Genomic DNA, 16,951 nt, shown 5'->3' on the forward strand with positions numbered 1-16,951 from the left:
GCGACGAGGCCGACGGGCGCCCGACGCTCGTGCGTCGGGGCCGTCGGTGAGCTCGTCGCGACGGTGCTCAGAGCAGGCCGGCTTCCGTCATCAGCTCGATGACCTGCGGGCCGTTGAGCGTCGAGGGGTCGATCTGCGGCGCGTCGAGGTCGGCGAGCGGGGGCAGTGCGGGGTTCGCCGGCACGTCCGACGCCACCGGGTACTCGAAGCTGTAGCCCTCGCCGAGGATGCGCTGCCCCTCTTCGCCGGCGATGAACGCGAGGAACTGCTGCGCCTCGTCGGGGTGCGGCGCGTTCTCGAGGACGCCGCCGCCCGAGATGCTCACGAAGGCGCCCGGGTCCTGGTTGCCGAAGTAGTGCAGCTTCGTGTTGCCGCTGTCTTCAGCCGCGGCATCCTGGTCGCGGTACCAGTAGTAGTGGTAGATGACGCCGACGGGAACCTCGCCCGCGTTGACGGCCTTCATGGTGACGATGTTGTTGCGGTACTCGGTCGCGTTCTGCGCCATGCCCTCGAGCCACGCACGGGCTCCGTCTTCGCCCTGCGTGGCGAGCACGGCCGAGACGATCGCCTGGAAGTCGGCCTTCGCGGGAGCCGCGCCCCAGCGGCCCTCCCACTCGGGCTTCGCCAGGTCGAGGAGCGACGCCGGCAGCTCGGACTCCGAGATGAGTTCGGGGTTGTAGACGAGCACCGTCGAGCGGGCGGCGATGCCGGTCCAGTCGCCCGATGCGGGTCGGTACTGCTCGGGCACGAGGGCGAGGGTGTCCTCGTCGACGGGGGCGAACAGCCCGGCCTCTTCGACGAGCGACATCGCGGGCGAGTTCTCGGTGAGGAAGACGTCGGCCTTCGATGCGGCGCCCTCCTGCACGAGCTGGTTGCCGAGCTCGCTGTCGTCGCCGTTGCGGAGCACCACGTCGATGCCGGTCTCCGCCGTGAATGCGTCGGCCCACTCCTGGGTGAGTTCCTCGTGCTGCGCGTTGTAGACGACGAGTGCATCGGGGTCGGGCTCGGCGGCACCGGTGGCGCAGCCGGAGAGCAGGAGCGCGGTGACCGCGAGCGGGACGATGAGCAGACGGCGCGGGCGAGCGGACATGCAGCAGGGCCTTTCGGTCCGATGGGGGAGGTAAGGCTATCCTAATGCACCCGAACGGCATGCTCGCGCGGGCCGACCGGTGACGGGATCGGCCGGACACGCCGTGCGGCGACCGCGCAGTGAGCCGCGCGCGGAGCCCGTTCGGCTCAGTGCTCGCGCGGCCGGCGCACGAGCGCCCAGAGCGAGGCGAGCAACCCGATTCCGCCCACCACCGCGATCACCGCGAGCACCGACCACAGCATCTGTTCGACCGACATCGCCCACCTCCGAGTCCGTGGCCCCATTCTGCTCCCGCCGGCGCGCGGAACTCCAGCACCCGCCGCGGTTCGTGCGAGGATCTGGGCATGCCCGCCTCCGAGCTCCCGCTCTCGCGCCGTGTCGGCTCCGCTCCCGAGCCGCAGCTGCCGGTTCACGCGGACGTCGCGACCTGGCGCCCCGCGACGGCGGGCGACGTCGACGATCTGCTCGCGTTCCACGCCGACGTCGCGCGGGCCGACCACCCCGAGTGGATCGAGACGCGCGACGAGGTGATGGAGGCGTTCGAGGTCTCGCACATCGACCCGGTCCGCGACACGATGCTCGGCATCGACCACGGCGGGCGCATCCTCGCCTCGGGCTCCGTCGTCGTGCCGACCGGACGCGAGACGCTCATCCGGGCGATCGCGCTCGGCGCCGTGCGCCCCGAGGCGCGCGGCCGAGGGATCGGCCGGGCCCTGCTCGGCTGGCAGCTCGAGCGGGCGCGCGAACGCCTCGCAGCGTTCGACGACGCGCTGCCGGGATGGATCGTCGCCTACGCCGAGGAGCGGGCGCCCGATGCGGGCGCACTGCTCGAACGGGCCGGGCTGCCGCAGCGCCGTCACTTCTTCACGCTCGGCCGCGATCTCGCGCTGCCGATCGAGCCGATCGTGCCGCGTGCCGCGGGCGTCGAGCTCGTGCCGTGGGCCGCCGAGTGGACCGAGTCGACCCGCCTCGCCCGAAACGAGGCCTTCGCCGACCACTGGGGCAGCCAGTCCACCGCTCCCGAGACGTGGAGCCGCATCGTCGGCGGCGAGCAGTTCGCGCCGTCGCTCTCGTTCGTCGCCGTCGAGCGCGGCGCGCGCGGCGATCGTGTCGTCGGATTCGTGCTCGCGCTCCGCAACCCCGGCGACTGGGCCGGCCAGGGCTTCAGCTCGTCGTACGTGCAGCTCGTCGGCGTGGTCCGCGAGTGGCGCGGGCGGCGCATCGCGCAGGCTCTGCTCGCCCGGCACCTGGAGGCCTGCCGCGCCGACGGCCTCGACCAGTCCGTCCTCGACGTCGACGCCGAGAGTCCGACCGGGGCTCTCGGGCTCTACACGGCCCTCGGCTACGTGGTCGCCAACACGCACCACAGTCACGTGCTCGAGTACTGACCCCGCGCGATGGCCCCGTCAAGCGGTTGACGGATGCCGCGTGGCCCGCGCACGCTCGAATCGACGACCATGACTCGACGAGCAGCGGAGGCATCATGACCGACGAGCGACGTCCCGGACCCATTCCGAGGGATCCCGACGACACGAGTGGCGCAGGGCGGCGTCTCGATCGCGAGGGCGAACCCGCCGATGCGCCCGACGGTCCCGAGCGCGGCACCGACGCCAACGACGTCGAGGCCGACAACCCGGTCGAGGAGGACACGATCGAGACGATCGACCCCGACAACGCTCCCGCGTGACCGCGGGCGTTCCGCCGCGTTCGCCGGACCGGTAGGTAAGGCAATCCTCAGAAGAAAGTCGCATTGATCTGCGGAAAATCGGCACGTACGTGCTGCGGTCGGGAGGGCGGCGGGGCTACCATCCAGACATTGCAGTGTCGCAACCGCTTCAGGAGGTCACCATGAGCATGACGCTCGACGAGATGCCCGCGGTCGCCGAGTGTTCGGTGGCCGGTTGCTCCTACAACGACCACTCGCACTGCCATGCGGCAGCCGTCACGATCGCCGGCTCACCCGGCGACGCCGAGTGCGCCACCTTCATCCCGCTCGGCACGAAGGGCGGGCTCGACAAGGTGCTGACCCACGTCGGCGCATGCCAGCGCTCTGAATGCATCCACAACTCGAGCCTCGAGTGCACGGCGGCGGCCGTGCGCATCGGTGCCGGTGCCGACGACGCCGACTGCCTCACGTACGAGGTCGCCTGACCGCTCGACCACGACGGGCCGTTCCGCAGAGGCGGAGCGGCCCGTCGTCATGTGCCGCGACCGTTCTGAGCGCGTTCTGCTGTGAGCGGATCGCACTGTCGCGTCCGACGGGGCGCGGTTAGCCTCGGGGCATGGGCAAGGTCGTCGAGTTCCCGCAGATGCCGCGCCGGTCGAAGCCGCTCTGGCGCGACGTTCTCGGTGAGGTGCTCCGGGGCGAGCGACTCGCCCAGGAACGCATCCTGACCGAGGTCGCCGCGGCGGCGGGCGTCTCGCCGCAGTACCTCTCCGAGATCGAACGCGGGCGCAAGGAGCCGTCGAGCGAGGTGCTCGGCGCTGTCGCCGACGCGCTGGGGCTCGAGCTCTTCGAAGTGGTGCACCGGGTGAGCGAGTCGCTCGAGGCACGGCACGAGGCCGAACGGCGCGAGGCCGAGCGGCGCGAGCGCATCGACGTCGAGCGGGCATTCGCCTTCCGCGCCGACCTGCCGGTGAGGCATCCCGCCCTCGACGACGACGCCGTGCTCGTGCTCGACCTCGACGGCGCGACCGGCGAGGGCGGCACGACGGTCGCCGCGCCGCCCGCCGGCGTCTACCTGCTCGCGGCGTAGCTCGCCGCGCCGGCGCCGATCGGCACGCGCGCGGTCAGCACGTGGTCGGCGAGGCCGTAGTCGACCGCCGCCGCCGCCGGCAGGATGAGGTCGCGGTCGGTGTCGTGCCGCAGTGTCGCCACGTCGTGCCCGGTGTCGGCGGCGAGGGCTGCCTCGAGCTCGGCGCGCACCCGCACGACCTCGTCGGCGTGGATGATGAGGTCGGGGATCGTGCCCCGCCCCTGCGTCGAGGGCTGGTGCAGCACGACCCGGCCGTGCGGCAGGATCGCCCGCTGACCCTTGGCCCCGCCGGCGAGCAGCACGGCGGCCGGCCCGCCCGCCTGGCCGACGCACGTCGTCGCGACGTCGGGGCGGATGTGCTGCATCGTGTCGTACACGGCGAGGGCCGCTCCGGGCGATCCGCCGGGGGAGTTCAGGTAGAGGCTGATCGGGGTGTCGCTCGACTCCGACGCGAGGTGCAGGAACTGCGCGATGAGCACGTTGGCGACGCCGTCGTCGATCTCGGTGCCCAGGTAGACGATGCGCTCGGAGAGCAGGCGGCTGTACACGTCGAGCGATCGCTCGGTGTTGCCGCGGCGCTCGACGACGTAGGGGATCGTGTAACTGGTCATGCGGGCACTCGCAATCCGGTCTGGGGGCGTACGGCCCTCGGGAACATCTCGTCGAAGCCGTCGACGACGCGGTCGATGAAGCCGTAGTCGACCGCCTCCGCGGCCGTGTACCAGCGGTCGCGCAGGGAGTCTTCGGCGATCTTCGCGAGCGGCTGCCCGGTGTTCTCGGCGGTGATGCCGAGCACCGTGTCGCGCGTGTGGCGCAGGTCGTCGGCCTGCAGCTCGATGTCGACCGCGGTGCCGCCGATGCCGGCCGAGCCCTGGTGCATGAGAATGCGCGCGTGCGGCAGCGCGAAGCGCTTGCCCGGCGTGCCGGCGCTCAGCAGGAACTGTCCCGCGCTCGCCGCGATGCCGTAGGCGATCGTCGCGACGTCGTTGGGGATGGAGCGCATGAGGTCGGCGATCGCGAGCATCGCCGAGACCGAACCGCCGGGCGAGTTGATCCAGAACCGGATGTCGCGTCGGGGGTCGTCGGCGGCGAGGAGTGCGAGCTGCGCGCAGAGGCGGTTGCCGCCCTGCTGGTCGAGCTCGTCGCCGAGCACGATGATGCGTTCGTGGAAGAGCCGGGCGGTGAGCTCGGCGTCGATCGGCTGGATCGCCGGGGTCTGTTCGCTCATGCCCCCAGCTTGCGCGGCGCGGGTGCCGGATGGGGTGGATGCTGCTGTCGGCAGCGCTGCTGTCGGCAGCGCTGCGCCGGTCGAGGAGGCGCGCCGGCTCAGCCCGCGAGTTCGCGCGCGACGGGTCCCTCGCTGTATTGGCACGAGGTCGCCGAGAGCCGCTCGTCGGGGTCGAGCTTCGCGAGCACGGCGCCGGCGATCACGTAGAGCTGCTCGAGCTGCTCGGGGGTGAGCGCGTCGAGCACGTTGGCCCGCACGGTGCCGACGTGGCCGGGTGCGGCCTCGGCCATGAGGTCGAGGCCGGCCTCGGTGATCGTCGCGTTCGTCGCGCGCCGGTCTTCGGGGCAGGGGAAGCGGCGGATCAGCCCGCGCTCCTCGAGCCGACGGGCGACGTGCGAGAGGCGGGGGAGCGTGGCGTTCGTGCGGGAGGCGAGCTCGGTCATGCGGAGCGTGCGGCCGGGTTCGTCGGCGAGCGCCATGAGCGCGACGTACTCGAAGTGGGTGATGCCGGCGTCGCGGAGCAGCTGCGCGTCGAGCGCTCCGGGCAGCAGTTCTGCGACGGCGATGAGGCGAACCCACGCCGCCGATTCCTCGGTGCTGAGCCACTTCGTGTCGTCGGTCATGACCCCAGTCTACCGCAATGGTTGACGAGACAACTTAATTGGCCTATCGTAATGGTTGTCGAAACAAGTAATCGCGTCGAAGGGCGCGGGGAGGAAAGACAATGACGACCGTCAGCATCATCGGGAACGGCAACATGGGCCAGGCCATCGGGGGCATCGTCGCCGCGGGCGGCAACAGCGTCGAGGTGCTCGGCCGCGACCTCTCGCAGCCCGTCACGGGCGACATCGTCGTGCTCGCCGTGCCGCACTTCGCGGTCGCCGAGATCGTCGAGGCCCGTCGTGCCGAGCTCGCCGGCAAGATCGTCGTCGACATCTCGAACCCGCTGGACTTCGAGACGTTCGACTCGCTCGTGCCCGCCTCCGACAGCTCGAAGGCCGCCGAGCTCGCCGAGCTCCTGCCCGAGTCGCGCGTGCTGAAGGCGTTCAACACGAACTTCGCCGCGACGCTCGCCTCGAAGACGGTCGGCGAAGAGGAGACCACGGTGCTCGTGGCCGGCGACGACGCGGTGGCCAAGCAGGCCCTCATCGACGTCGTCCGCGCCGGTGGCGTGAAGGCGATCGACGCCGGCGCCCTCAAGCGGGCGCGCGAGCTCGAGTCGATCGGCTTCCTGCAGCTCACCCTCGCCGTGCAGGAGAAGATCGGCTGGACCGGCGGCTTCGCCGTCGCGGCCTGACCTGGGCGTCGTTCAACGATCGAAGGGCCCGGGTTCCTCGCGGAACCGGGCCCTTCGCCGTCGGTCGGGCCGTCAGGCGGGGTCGCGCAGGTACTTCAGCTGGGCACGCATGGATGCCTCGGCCGCGCCCCGCACCGAGGGATCCGTGTCGGCGTAGACGAGGTCGGTGACCGCGCCGACCGACGCGTCGGCCCCGAGCCGGGCGAGCGCGGCGCGCACCTGGTCGAGCCGCTCGGCGCGGTGGGCGAGATAGGCGTCGCAGATCGCCGCGAGATCGGGCAGCTCGGGACCGTGGCCCGGCAGCACCGCGACCGCGCCCGGTGCGCCGAGCGCGCGCAGCCGCTCGAGCGAGTCGAGGTACGGGCCGAGCGCGCCGTCGGGGTCGGCGATGATCGTCGTGCCCCGACCGAGCACGGTGTCGCCCGTGAGCACCGCGAGCGGGCGTCGGGCCTCGGAAGCGGCGTCGGCCGCGGCATCCGCCTCGCCGGAGTCGTTCGCGCCGGCCTCGCCGAGCAGGATGAAGCACACCGAGTCGCGCGTGTGGCCGGGGGTCGCGACGACCTCGAGCTCGAGGCCCGCCGCCGTGATGCGCTCGCCGTCGACGAGCGGCTCGGCGTCGCGGCAGAAGGTCGCGTCGATCGCGCGCACCGGCGCGCCCGTCAGCCGTGCGAACGCGTCGATCGCCTCGGTGTGGTCGGCGTGGTGGTGCGTGATGAGCACGAGCTCGACCGGAGCGGCGGCGAGTCGTTCGAGGTGGCCGGCGTCGGCCGGCCCCGGGTCGACGACGACGGTCGTGCGGGCTCCCGGCGCCTGCAGCACGTAGCTGTTCGTGCCGTCGAGCGTCATCGGGCCGGGGTTCGGCGCGAGCACCGCGCGGGCGAACCGCGACGGGCCCGCGGGATCGACGTGCGGCTGGTCGGCGGGCTCGTCCATGTCGGCAGTGTATCGGCGGCCCCCGCGAACGGTGGTCTGGCCCGGCCGGAGCCACCGGCCTAGGCTGAAGGGATGGACCGCGTGCCCGAGACTCCGTCCACCCCGGTTTCCGTCGCCGCACCGCCCGCCGTCGGCTCCGCCGCCACCGTCGTGCTGCTGCGCGACGGCGAACTCGGCGTGGAGGTGCTGCTCGCCGAGCGGCCCCGCGATCGAGGGTCGTTCGCGGGCGCGTGGGTGTTCCCAGGCGGTGCCGTCGACGACGACGACCTGCACGGCGCTCCGCGTGACGGCATCGACGCCGCCCGCCGCGCCGCGGTGCGGGAGATCGCCGAGGAGGTCGGCCTCGTGCTCGACCCCGATGAGCTCGTGCCGTTCTCGAGGTGGACGCCCCCGAAGGGGGCACCGAAGCAGCTCACGACCACCTTCTTCGCCGTGCGCGTTCCCGACGGCGAGTTCCGGCTCGCCGCCGACGAGGTCGTCTCGGTCGACTGGCTGCGCCCGGCCGATGCGCTCGAACGCCACGCGGCCGGCGAGCTCACCCTCTGGCCGCCGACGTGGGTCACGCTGCACGGCCTCACGGTCGCCGACTCGGTCGACCACGCGCTCGCCGGGTTCGCCGCGGGCGACGTGCTCGAGTACGTGGCCCGCCGCGACGAGGCCCGCCGCATGGTGCTCTGGCAGGAGGACGACGAGGTGTCGGGCGCTCGAGGCCACCGGCACCGGCTGCTCATGGAGCGGCTGCCCTGGGTCTACCAGCGCGAGTTCTGACCCGTGGCCGACGTCACCGTCGTGGGCTCGGGGCCGAACGGCCTCGTCGCCGCCGTCGTCGCCGCCCGCTCGGGGCTGTCGGTGCGGGTCGTCGAAGCCGCGCCGACCCTCGGCGGCGGCGTGCGGACGAGCGAACTGACCCTCCCCGGATTCCGGCACGACGTCTGCTCGGCCGTGCACCCCGCGGGGCTCGCCTCGCCCGTGTTCCGCAAGCTCGGCCTCATCGACGGCCCGCACGCCCCCGAATGGATCGTGCCCGACGTCTCCTACGCCCACCCGCTGCCCGGCGGACGTGCCGGCATCGCGTGGCACGACCTCGACCGCACGGTCGACGGTCTCGGCGTCGACGGCCCCGCCTGGCGCCGTCTCGTCGCGCCGCTCCTCGCCCGAGAGCGCGGCGTCGTCGCGTTCACGGGGTCGCAACTGCTGCAGGTGCCGCGCGACCCGATCGCGGCCGTGCGGTTCGGACTCCGCGCGCTCGAGCAGGGCACCGCGGCGTGGAACTCGCGCTTCAGCGGCGACGTCGCGCCCGCCCTCCTCAGCGGCGTCGTGGCCCATGCCGCGGGCGGCATGCCATCGCTCGCCTCGGCCGGCGCCGGGCTGCTGCTCGCGATGCACGGCCACGGCGTCGGCTGGGGCGTCCCGGTCGGCGGCTCGCAGGCGATCGCCGACGCGCTCGTCGCCGAGCTCCGCGAATGCGGGGCCGAGCTCGTGACCGACGCCCCGGTCCGCTCGCTCGACGAGGTCGGCGACTCGGCCGCCGTGCTCCTCGACACCTCGCCCGAACTGCTCTTCTCGGCCGACCTGCCCCGCCGCTACGAACGTGCACTGCGCCGGTACCGTTACGGATCGGGCATCGCGAAGGTCGACTTCGCGCTCGACGGCCCCGTGCCGTGGTCGAACCCCGCCGTCGGGCTCGCGCCGACGGTGCACGTCGGCGGCAGCCGCCGCGAGATCGCGCTCGCCGAGAACGCCGTCGCGCGCGGCCTCCAGCCCGGGGTGAACGTCCGGGTCACGGGGCACGGCGGCGCGCCGAGGCATCCCTACGTGCTGGTGTGCCAGCCGAGCGTCGTCGACCCGACCCGAGCACCCGAGGGCAAGCAGGTGCTGTGGGCGTACACGCACGTGCCGGCCGGCTCGACGCTCGACGCGACCGAGCTCGTGACGGCCGCCGTCGAGCGGTTCGCGCCGGGCTTCCGCGACGTGGTGCTCGCGTCGGCCGCGAGTTCGGCGGCCGAGGTCGGCGCGTACAACGCGAACTACGTCGGCGGCGACATCTACTCGGGCGAGCTCACGCTCACGCAGCTCGTCAAGCGGCCGGTCGTCTCGACGGCGCCGTGGCGCACGCCCGTCGACGGCGTGTACCTGTGCTCGAGCGCGACGCCCCCGGGCCCCGCCGTGCACGGCATGAACGGATGGTACGCCGCGAAGCTCGCGCTGAAGGAGCGGTTCGGACTCCACTAGCAGGAGGGTCGGTCGAGTAGCGACGAAGGAGCGTATCGAGACACTCCGTCGGTGGTCTCGATACGGTCGCTGCGCTCCCTACTCGACCGACCTGTGCGTCGCTGCGCTCCCTACTCGACCGACCGGCGCGGGGCGTAGCTTGGAGGCGTGGACTGGACCGCCTGGTTCGACGCGCACGACTACGAGGTCGCCCGCCAGGTGCTGCAGCGCGGCGTCGCGGCGCTCGCGGTGGTCGCGTTCACCTCGACGCTGAACCAGTTCCGGCCGCTGCTCGGCGAGCACGGGCTGCTGCCGGTGCCCGAGCTGCTGCGCCGGGCGAGTGCGCGGGGCGCGCGGCTGCGCGGGCCGACCCTGTTCCGGTGGGGGTACTCCGACCGCCGGCTCGTCGCCGTCGCCGCGATCGGCATCGTCGTCGCGGCATCCCTCGTCGTGGGCCTGCCGCAGCTGGGCCCGCCGTGGTTGCCGCTCGTCCTGTTCCTCCTGCTCTGGGTGCTGTACCTGTCGATCGTGAACGTCGGCCAGACGTTCTACGGCTTCGGCTGGGAGATGCTGCTGTGCGAGGCGCTCTTCACCGTGGCCTTCCTCGGTTCCGACCAGGTCCCGCCGCCGGTCGCGATCGTCGTCGCGGTGTGGTGGCTCGTCTTCCGCCTCGAGTTCGGCGCCGGCATGATCAAGATCCGCGGCGGGCGCGAGTGGCGCGACCTCACCGCGCTCATGTACCACCACGAGACGCAGCCGATGCCCGGGCCGCTGAGCCGGCAGGCGCACCTGCTCCCGCCGTGGTTCCACCGCGGCGAGGTGCTCGGCAACCACTTCGCGCAGCTCGTCGTGCCGTTCCTGCTGTTCGTGCCGGGGCCGGTGGGGTCCGCGGCGGCCGCGGTGGTCATCCTCACGCAGCTGTGGCTCATCGTCACCGGCAACTTCGCGTGGCTCAACTGGATCACGGTCGTCCTCGCGGCGTCGGCCATCACCGACCCGGTCTGGCACTGGCTGGTCCCCGCGATCCCGGCGGATCTCGGCACGGATGCCGCGGACTCGCCGATCTGGTGGGTCGTCGTCGTGCTCGCGGTGGGCGCCCTCATCGTCGTGCTCAGCTGGTGGCCGCTGCGCAACCTGTTCGCGCACCGCCAGCTCATGAATGCGAGCTTCAACCGGTGGATGCTCGTGAACGCCTACGGCGCATTCGGCACCGTCACGAAGCGCCGCATCGAGATCGTCGTCGCCGGCACGCTTGACGAGATCCCCGACGAGGATGCCGCGTGGCACGAGTACGGCTTCAAGGGCAAGCCCGGCGACGTGCGCGCGCTGCCGCGCCAGTGGGCGCCGTACCACCTGCGGCTCGACTGGCTGATGTGGTTCCTGCCGCTCGGGCGGATGTGGGAGCCGTGGTTCGGCGTCTTCATCGAGCGCCTGCTCGCGGCCGACCCGGCGACCCTCGCGCTGCTCGCGCACGACCCGTTCGACGGGGCGCCGCCGAAGTGGGTGCGGGTCGACGCCTATCGCTACCGATTCGCGACGCGGGCGGAGCACCGCGCGACCGGCGACCGCTGGGTGCGCACGCTCGAGGGCGAGGTCATGCCGCCCGCCGGGCGCTGGGACTGAGGCCGGCCGACGAGTCGCAGGAACCGACCGGCGAATCCGCGCCTTCAGGGGTGCAGTGGGCCGAATTCTCCTGCGACCCGTCAGGGCGCGGCCCGGCGGCAGGCCGGAGATTCGCGGGTCGCAGGAGCAGATCGGCCGATCGGGCGGGCCACGTGGCGCGACGGGAGAATCCTCCTGCGACTCGTGAGCCGCTCGGCAGCCCTGGCGTCAGGCGGCGGCGGATGCCTCGGCGGGGCGGTGCTCGATGTCGTCGACGCGGGCCCGCGGCATCGCGACGGCGGCGATGATCGTGAGCACCGCCGCGACGGCGACCGCGAGGAACACCGCGGCCGACGCGGCCTGGATCGCGACGGGGGAGTGGTCGCCGAGCCCCGATCGGGCGATGACGCCGTTCGCGATCGCGCCGAAGATCGCGACGCCGACCGCGCTGCCCACCGAGCGCAGGAACATGTTGGCGCCGGTGACGACGCCGCGCTCCTCCCACGGCACCGACGACTGCGCGGCGATGAGCGTGGGCGACGCGATGAGGCCAAGCCCGAGGCCGACGATGAAGCACGCGATCGCCGTCGTGACGACGTTCGGGGCGAACGACGCGGCGAAGAGCGCGATGCTGCCGAGCACGGCGATCGCGATGCCGATCAGCGCGGTGTTCTTGAACCCGATGCGCAGGTACAGCCGGCCCGAGTTCGACGCCGAGATCGGCCAGCCGAGCGTGAGCGCCGCGACCGCGAGCCCCGAGACGATCGGTGTCGCGTCGGCCGTGATCTCGAGGAAGGTCGGCACGTACGAGGTGAGCCCGATGAGCACGGCGCCGACGCCGAGCGAGATGAGCGAGGTCGTGACGATGAGCCGGCGCGAGAACACCCACAGCGGCAGCACGGGCTCGGCCGCCCGCAGCTCGATGAAGACGAACGCGACGAGCAGCGCCCCGCCGAGGCCGAACGCGACGAGGCTCTGCCACGAGTACCAGGCCCACGCCTGGCCGCCCTCGAGCACGCCGAGGATCACGAGCGTGAGGCCGATCGTGAGCACGATCGACCCGGTGAGGTCGATGCGGTGCTTCTTGCGCGCGAACGACTCGTGGTAGGCGCGCCACAGCATGACGCCCGCGATGATGCACAGCGGGATGTTGATGAAGAAGATCCACCGCCACGAGAGGAACTCGGCGAACACACCGCCGAGGGTCGGGCCGAGCACCGACGACGCCGCCCAGACGCTCGCGATGTAGCCCTGCACCCTGGCGCGCTCCCGCACGGTGTAGATGTCGCCCGTGATCGTGATCGACACCGGCAGCACGGCGCCCGCGCCGAGGCCCTGCACCGCGCGGAACACGATGAGCGACGTCATGTCCCACGCGAATCCGCAGAGCACCGACCCGACGAGGAATAAGGCGATGCCGACGAGCATGATCGGCTTGCGCCCGACGGTGTCGGCGAGCTTCGCGTACACCGGCACCGACACGGCCTGCGCGAGCAGGTAGATCGAGAACAGCCAGGGGAACTGGGCGAACCCGCCGATGTCGCGAACGATCGACGGCACCGCGGTCGCGAGGATCGTCGAGTCGATCGCGATGAGCCCCGTCGCGAGCATGACCGCGATGAGCACCGGCCCTCGCTCGGATCGGAAACCCACACCTGCTGCGTCGCCCACGCTGCTCCTCACCCGGGCGCACGTCACCGCCCCGTTGATCACAATCGCCGCGGCATCCGTTTCATTCCCGAGGGATGCCTCGCCCCGGCGGTAGCGTCAGCGCTATGCGAATCCGTACGAAGCGTGCGCCTTCGGCGCCGCCGCCCGCGACCGAGGTGACGAGCGACGGCGATGCGCGCGCCCCGGAGGTGAAGATCAGGGCGTTCCGCATCGGATTCGTGGGCGCCCTCGGCGTGCTGCTCGCGCTGGTGCTCGGGGGCATCGTCGGGCAGCTCGGCACGGTCATCCTCTACGTCGCGCTCGCGCTGTTCCTGGCGCTGGGCCTCGACCCGATCGTGAGCTGGTTGCAGCGGCGGGGCCTGGCACGCTGGCTCGCGATCCTCATCGTGTTCGCGGTCGTGATCGGCCTGTTCGTCGGGCTCATCGCGACGATCGTGCCGATCATCGTCGAGCAGACGACCTACGTGATCGAGAACTGGCCGACGATCGTCGCGAACTTCAAGCACAGCGACCTCGTCACCTGGCTCAACGGCATCTCGGGCTCGGGCGACGCCATCAACGACGCGATCGAGTCGGCGGGCGACTGGCTCGCCGATCCGAAGAACCTCGGCTCGCTCGGCGGCGGCATCCTCGCGGTGGGCGCCGGCATCGCGGGCGGGTTCACCGGCGCGACGATCGTGCTCATCCTCACGCTCTACTTCCTCGCCTCGCTCGACTCGATGAAGCGTTACGCAGCCCGGTTCGTGCCGGCGACGTCGCGGGCCGGCTACCGGGATGTCTCGGAGGAGATCACGGGTTCGGTCGGCCGCTACGTCATGGGCCAGGTCAGCCTCGCCGCCGTCAACGGCGTGCTCAGCCTCATCTTCCTGACGATCATCGGGGCGCCCGCGCCCATCCTGCTCGCGTTCGTCGCGTTCCTGTTCTCGCTCGTGCCGCTCGTCGGCACGCTGACGGGCGCGATCATCATCTCGCTCGTCTGCCTCGCGGCCTCGCCGACGACGGCGCTCGCCGCGGCGATCTACTACCTGATCTACATGCAGGTCGAGGCGTACGTGCTGAGCCCGCGCATCATGAACCGTGCGGTGGCCGTGCCCGGCGCCCTCGTCGTCATCGCGGCGGTCGCGGGCGGCACCCTCGGCGGCGTGCTCGGCGCCCTCGTGGCGATCCCGGTCGCCGCATCGCTCATCATCATCGTGGAGAAGGTCGTCTTCCCCCGGCAGGACGCGATCTAGGCGTCCTCCTCGGCTCGCGGGCGCACGCGCCCGGTCAGAACCAGATGCTGAGGTGCGGCGTGCGCGGCGACGCGAAGACTCGATCGGCCAGCGCGAGCGAGCCGGGTGTCGTCTCGACGATGCGGCCCGCGCGGGCGAGCAGCGACGGTGGGACGTCGCCGAGGTAGATCGCACCGAGCTCGGCGACGCCGAGCCGCAGGCCGAGGCCCTGCGCGGGCCTCGACCGCCGGGCGGCGCGAGCCGAGGCATCCTTGCTGTTCGGCTCGGCTCGGCGCACCTCGGCGTGACCCTTGGCCGAGAACTCGATCTCGAACCGGCCGGAGGCGTAGCCCTGCGGGTCGTCGATGTCGAGCACGAGCGATCCGGAGCCCGAGTACCGGCGCGCCTCGAGCGCGGACACCGGGTCGATGATCCGCAGCCAGAGGTGGTCGCTGACGTCGCGCACCGTGATCGCGCGCCGATCGGAGATGAGCCAGGGCAGCGGCTCGTCGATCGAGCGCAGTCGGCCGCGCACGCGGGAGACGAGGTCGTGCTCGGTGAGGAACCGCCAGAGCGCCCGCTCGGCCTCGTCGGTCGCGGCCGCGAGGAAGTCGAACTCGAGCACGCCCGCGGGATCGTCGTGCTGCGGGCGCACCCGGTACACGACGAACCCCTGCGGCTGGTCGTGCCGGTCGTCGTACCGTGCGACGCGGATGGCGCGCGATCGCTCGCCGTCGGGATCGTGCGTGCCGAGCATCCGGTCGAGCAGGCCGGGCCAGCGGTCGATCTCGCCGGGCGTGCGGGCGACGGCGCGCCGGGCGATCGCTGCGGCCGCCTTGCGCATGACGGCGGGCGCGACGAACTGCACGCGCCCGGGCTCGGCGGGAGTGATCCACTCGACGCGCCGACGGTCGACCTCGACGGTCGAGATGCGTGCCGCCGGCGCGTACCCGTAGCGGGCGTAGAGCGTGGCCTCCGACGCGGTGAGCATCGCGAGCGCGGCGCCCGCGGCCTGCGCGTTGCGCAGCTCGGCCTCCATCATCGCGCGGGCGATGCCGCGGCGACGGTGGGTCGGGGCGACCGTGACCGACGCGACGGCCCAGCCGTCGACGCTGCGACCGCCGGGAACGCTGAGCCCGGTCGGCCAGCTCGCGGTCGTGGCGACGGGGACCTCGGGGGCGTCGAGCGTCGGGTCGTAGACGGCGGTGACGCGGCGGTCGGCGATCACCGAGAGTTCGCGGGCGAACTCGGCCGCGCCGGCCCGGCCCTCGTTGAACCCGCGCCGATCGGCCTCGACCCACATCTCGAGTGCTTCGCGATCCTCGGGAAGGACGACGCGGTACTCGAGGCCGCGCGCCGCGAGCGCGGCCTCGGCCTTCGGGTCGAGCGGGATGTCTCTCAGATCGAACGGCACCGATCCAGCCTACCGAGGCGGTGCATCGCCCGGCCCGGCGGATCCGGGCGGAGACGTGTCTTCGGGCATCGCAGGGCGCGAGGGGATGTCGCGCCTTCCGCTAGACTCGTGTCTTCACGAATCGGTTCGAATCGATTCGAGCCCGGTGTCCGAAGGCGTGCACCGACGCATCCAGCCGTTCTCCCTCCCGCCTCGAGCACGCCAGGAACCGCATGTCCGCCACGAGCCCCATCCCCATCGTCCGTCCCGACGACACCCGGTCGACCCCCGTCGTCGCGACCCACCCCGGCGACGCGCTGTCGAGTCGCCAGCGCCTCGTCTACGTGCTCGTGCTCGGTGCGCTCACGGCGCTCGGGCCGTTCACGGTCGACCTGTACCTGCCCGCGTTCCCCGTGCTGCAGGACGAGTTCGGCGTCTCGGCCGCGGCGGTGCAGATCACGCTCACGGGCACGATGATCGGGTTCGGCTTCGGCCAGCTCATCGTCGGCCCGTGGAGCGACAAGGTCGGCCGGCGGTTGCCGCTCATGCTGTCGACCGCGCTGCACATCGCCGCCTCGGTCGGCGCGGCGCTCGCGCCCGACATCGCCTGGCTCGCGGCGTTCCGCCTGTTGCAGGGCTTCGGCGCCGCGGCGGGCGGCGTCGTCGCGATGGCGATGGTGCGCGACCTGTTCGGCGGCAAGCCGCTCGTGAAGATGCTTTCGCGACTGGCGCTCGTCAACGGCCTCGCGCCGGTGCTCGCGCCGGTCATCGGGTCGCAGCTGCTGCAGGTCATGGACTGGCGCGGCGTGTTCTGGGTGCTCGCGGGCTACGGCGTCGTCGTCGTGCTCTCGGTCGCGTTCCTCATCGTCGAGACGCTGCCGCCGTCGCGCCGCCACGTGTCGGGGCACTCGACCATGCGCGACCGCTACCGCTCGCTCTTCCGCGACCGCGTCTACCTCGGCGCGGCGCTCGTCGGCGGAATGGTGTTCACCGGCCTGTTCGGCTACCTGTCGACGTCGTCGTTCCTGTTCCAGGAGGTCTACGAGTTCACCGCCCAGCAGTACGGGCTGCTCTTCGGCGTCAACTCCGTCGGCATCATCATCGGCGTGCAGACGAGCTCGCGGCTCATGCGGGGCCGGGTGGCACCGCAGTGGATCCTCGCGGTCACGACCGTCGTGCTGTTCGGCTCGGCGATCGCGATCGGCGTGCTCGACGTGACGGGCGCGGGCCTGTGGGGCACCATCGTGCCGCTGTTCCTGTTCATCACGGCGTGCGGGTTCTCGTTCCCGGCGGTGCAGATCCTCGCGCTCGCGTCGCACGGCAGCGAGGCCGGCACGGCGGCCTCGCTGCTCGGCGCCCTGAACTTCGGGCTCGCGGGCCTCATCTCGCCGCTCATCGGCCTCATGGGCGTCGGCAGCGCGTTGCCCATGGCGATCGTGATGACGGGCGCCGCGGCGGTCGCGATCATCGGCCTCTGGGCGCTCGTGCGCCCGAGGACGGTGCCGCCGCTCACCGACTGATCGGTCGCGCCGCTGCCGCGCTCGATCGCGCGTGCGGGT

General features: G+C 72.2%; 17 protein-coding genes. 10 read left to right on the forward strand and 7 right to left on the reverse strand.

The window, feature by feature from the left end:
* Positions 1-67 precede the first annotated feature (67 nt).
* Positions 68-1,090, reverse strand: coding sequence for an iron ABC transporter substrate-binding protein (locus AC3RJ7_RS09335; RefSeq protein ID WP_491455565.1), 1,023 nt, complete (start codon positions 1,088-1,090; stop codon positions 68-70).
* 344 nt (positions 1,091-1,434) lie between these two features.
* On the opposite strand from AC3RJ7_RS09335, the gene AC3RJ7_RS09340 reads away from it, so the two are divergent.
* The 4 genes from AC3RJ7_RS09340 (at position 1,435) to AC3RJ7_RS09355 (ending at position 3,846) form a co-directional block, all read left to right on the forward strand.
* Positions 1,435-2,478 (forward strand): GNAT family N-acetyltransferase, encoded by a 1,044-nt coding sequence (locus AC3RJ7_RS09340; RefSeq protein WP_491455566.1) that lies wholly within the window; start codon positions 1,435-1,437, stop codon positions 2,476-2,478.
* A 95-nt stretch (positions 2,479-2,573) separates the two neighbouring features.
* Entirely contained in the window at positions 2,574-2,777 is a 204-nt protein-coding gene (locus tag AC3RJ7_RS09345) for a hypothetical protein (RefSeq protein ID WP_491455567.1), read from the forward strand.
* A 161-nt stretch (positions 2,778-2,938) separates the two neighbouring features.
* A complete protein-coding gene (locus AC3RJ7_RS09350; RefSeq protein WP_491455568.1) occupies positions 2,939-3,241 on the forward strand; it encodes a DUF1540 domain-containing protein in 303 nt (100 codons plus the stop codon).
* A 131-nt stretch (positions 3,242-3,372) separates the two neighbouring features.
* The gene (locus tag AC3RJ7_RS09355) at positions 3,373-3,846 is read left to right on the forward strand and encodes a helix-turn-helix domain-containing protein (RefSeq protein WP_491455569.1); all 474 of its coding nucleotides are present in this window, start codon (positions 3,373-3,375) and stop codon (positions 3,844-3,846) included.
* On the opposite strand, the gene AC3RJ7_RS09360 is transcribed toward AC3RJ7_RS09355, so the two are convergent.
* The 3 genes from AC3RJ7_RS09360 to AC3RJ7_RS09370 form a co-directional block, all read right to left on the reverse strand.
* Positions 3,828-4,457 carry a ClpP family protease gene (locus AC3RJ7_RS09360; protein ID WP_491455570.1) on the reverse strand — a complete coding sequence of 210 codons (630 nt, stop codon included), beginning with the start codon at positions 4,455-4,457 and terminating at the stop codon, positions 3,828-3,830. The two genes, AC3RJ7_RS09355 and AC3RJ7_RS09360, sit on opposite strands and share 19 nt — an antisense overlap.
* The gene (locus AC3RJ7_RS09365) at positions 4,454-5,074 is read right to left on the reverse strand and encodes a ClpP family protease (protein ID WP_491455571.1); all 621 of its coding nucleotides are present in this window, start codon (positions 5,072-5,074) and stop codon (positions 4,454-4,456) included. The genes AC3RJ7_RS09360 and AC3RJ7_RS09365 overlap by 4 nt, the downstream gene beginning before the upstream one ends.
* Before the next feature lie 98 nt (positions 5,075-5,172).
* Positions 5,173-5,697 carry a MarR family winged helix-turn-helix transcriptional regulator gene (locus tag AC3RJ7_RS09370; protein WP_491455572.1) on the reverse strand — a complete coding sequence of 175 codons (525 nt, stop codon included), beginning with the start codon at positions 5,695-5,697 and terminating at the stop codon, positions 5,173-5,175.
* 101 nt (positions 5,698-5,798) lie between these two features.
* Here AC3RJ7_RS09370 and AC3RJ7_RS09375 point away from each other — a divergent pair, with 101 nt between their 5' ends.
* Positions 5,799-6,371: an NADPH-dependent F420 reductase gene (locus AC3RJ7_RS09375; protein WP_491455573.1), complete on the forward strand. Its 573-nt coding sequence runs from the start codon at positions 5,799-5,801 to the stop codon at positions 6,369-6,371.
* 72 nt (positions 6,372-6,443) lie between these two features.
* On the opposite strand, the gene AC3RJ7_RS09380 is transcribed toward AC3RJ7_RS09375, so the two are convergent.
* Positions 6,444-7,304 carry an MBL fold metallo-hydrolase gene (locus tag AC3RJ7_RS09380; RefSeq protein ID WP_491455574.1) on the reverse strand — a complete coding sequence of 287 codons (861 nt, stop codon included), beginning with the start codon at positions 7,302-7,304 and terminating at the stop codon, positions 6,444-6,446.
* 72 nt (positions 7,305-7,376) lie between these two features.
* Between AC3RJ7_RS09380 and AC3RJ7_RS09385 the strand changes: the two genes are divergently transcribed.
* The 3 genes from AC3RJ7_RS09385 (at position 7,377) to AC3RJ7_RS09395 (ending at position 11,138) form a co-directional block, all read left to right on the forward strand.
* Positions 7,377-8,072, forward strand: a complete 696-nt coding sequence (locus AC3RJ7_RS09385) for an NUDIX hydrolase (RefSeq protein WP_491455575.1) — start codon at positions 7,377-7,379, stop codon at positions 8,070-8,072.
* 3 nt (positions 8,073-8,075) lie between these two features.
* Positions 8,076-9,536: a phytoene desaturase family protein gene (locus AC3RJ7_RS09390; RefSeq protein ID WP_491455576.1), complete on the forward strand. Its 1,461-nt coding sequence runs from the start codon at positions 8,076-8,078 to the stop codon at positions 9,534-9,536.
* Positions 9,537-9,683: 147 nt separating this feature from the next.
* On the forward strand, positions 9,684-11,138 hold the full coding sequence (locus tag AC3RJ7_RS09395; RefSeq protein ID WP_491455577.1) for a lipase maturation factor family protein: 1,455 nt from the start codon (positions 9,684-9,686) through the stop codon (positions 11,136-11,138).
* A 207-nt stretch (positions 11,139-11,345) separates the two neighbouring features.
* On the opposite strand, the gene AC3RJ7_RS09400 is transcribed toward AC3RJ7_RS09395, so the two are convergent.
* Positions 11,346-12,728, reverse strand: a complete 1,383-nt coding sequence (locus AC3RJ7_RS09400) for an MFS transporter (RefSeq protein ID WP_491456149.1) — start codon at positions 12,726-12,728, stop codon at positions 11,346-11,348.
* Between the two features lie 164 nt (positions 12,729-12,892).
* Between AC3RJ7_RS09400 and AC3RJ7_RS09405 the strand changes: the two genes are divergently transcribed.
* Positions 12,893-14,020 carry an AI-2E family transporter gene (locus AC3RJ7_RS09405; protein ID WP_491455578.1) on the forward strand — a complete coding sequence of 376 codons (1,128 nt, stop codon included), beginning with the start codon at positions 12,893-12,895 and terminating at the stop codon, positions 14,018-14,020.
* A gap of 34 nt (positions 14,021-14,054) precedes the next feature.
* Here AC3RJ7_RS09405 and AC3RJ7_RS09410 read toward each other — a convergent pair whose 3' ends face one another.
* Complete coding sequence (locus AC3RJ7_RS09410; RefSeq protein WP_491455579.1) at positions 14,055-15,413, reverse strand: GNAT family N-acetyltransferase; 1,359 nt, start codon at positions 15,411-15,413, stop codon at positions 14,055-14,057.
* A 212-nt stretch (positions 15,414-15,625) separates the two neighbouring features.
* Here AC3RJ7_RS09410 and AC3RJ7_RS09415 point away from each other — a divergent pair, with 212 nt between their 5' ends.
* Positions 15,626-16,912, forward strand: coding sequence for a multidrug effflux MFS transporter (locus AC3RJ7_RS09415; protein WP_491455580.1), 1,287 nt, complete (start codon positions 15,626-15,628; stop codon positions 16,910-16,912).
* The last annotated feature ends 39 nt before the right edge of the window (positions 16,913-16,951 follow it).

The sequence above is a fragment of the Agromyces solani genome, assembly GCF_058349925.1.

Excerpts from the sequence above, each read along its gene's own strand:
- AC3RJ7_RS09345 (WP_491455567.1), top strand. The coding sequence starts at position 2,574 with ATGACCGACGAGCGACGTCCCGGACCCATTCCGAGGGATCCCGACGAC.
- AC3RJ7_RS09415 (WP_491455580.1), top strand. The coding sequence starts at position 15,626 with ATGTCCGCCACGAGCCCCATCCCCATCGTCCGTCCCGACGACACCCGG.
- AC3RJ7_RS09370 (WP_491455572.1), bottom strand. The coding sequence starts at position 5,697 with ATGACCGACGACACGAAGTGGCTCAGCACCGAGGAATCGGCGGCGTGG.
- AC3RJ7_RS09405 (WP_491455578.1), top strand. The coding sequence starts at position 12,893 with ATGCGAATCCGTACGAAGCGTGCGCCTTCGGCGCCGCCGCCCGCGACC.
- AC3RJ7_RS09380 (WP_491455574.1), bottom strand. The coding sequence starts at position 7,304 with ATGGACGAGCCCGCCGACCAGCCGCACGTCGATCCCGCGGGCCCGTCG.
- AC3RJ7_RS09400 (WP_491456149.1), bottom strand. The coding sequence starts at position 12,728 with ATGCTCGCGACGGGGCTCATCGCGATCGACTCGACGATCCTCGCGACC.
- AC3RJ7_RS09335 (WP_491455565.1), bottom strand. The coding sequence starts at position 1,090 with ATGTCCGCTCGCCCGCGCCGTCTGCTCATCGTCCCGCTCGCGGTCACC.
- AC3RJ7_RS09350 (WP_491455568.1), top strand. The coding sequence starts at position 2,939 with ATGAGCATGACGCTCGACGAGATGCCCGCGGTCGCCGAGTGTTCGGTG.
- AC3RJ7_RS09340 (WP_491455566.1), top strand. The coding sequence starts at position 1,435 with ATGCCCGCCTCCGAGCTCCCGCTCTCGCGCCGTGTCGGCTCCGCTCCC.
- AC3RJ7_RS09375 (WP_491455573.1), top strand. The coding sequence starts at position 5,799 with ATGACGACCGTCAGCATCATCGGGAACGGCAACATGGGCCAGGCCATC.
- AC3RJ7_RS09355 (WP_491455569.1), top strand. The coding sequence starts at position 3,373 with ATGGGCAAGGTCGTCGAGTTCCCGCAGATGCCGCGCCGGTCGAAGCCG.
- AC3RJ7_RS09360 (WP_491455570.1), bottom strand. The coding sequence starts at position 4,457 with ATGACCAGTTACACGATCCCCTACGTCGTCGAGCGCCGCGGCAACACC.
- AC3RJ7_RS09385 (WP_491455575.1), top strand. The coding sequence starts at position 7,377 with ATGGACCGCGTGCCCGAGACTCCGTCCACCCCGGTTTCCGTCGCCGCA.
- AC3RJ7_RS09365 (WP_491455571.1), bottom strand. The coding sequence starts at position 5,074 with ATGAGCGAACAGACCCCGGCGATCCAGCCGATCGACGCCGAGCTCACC.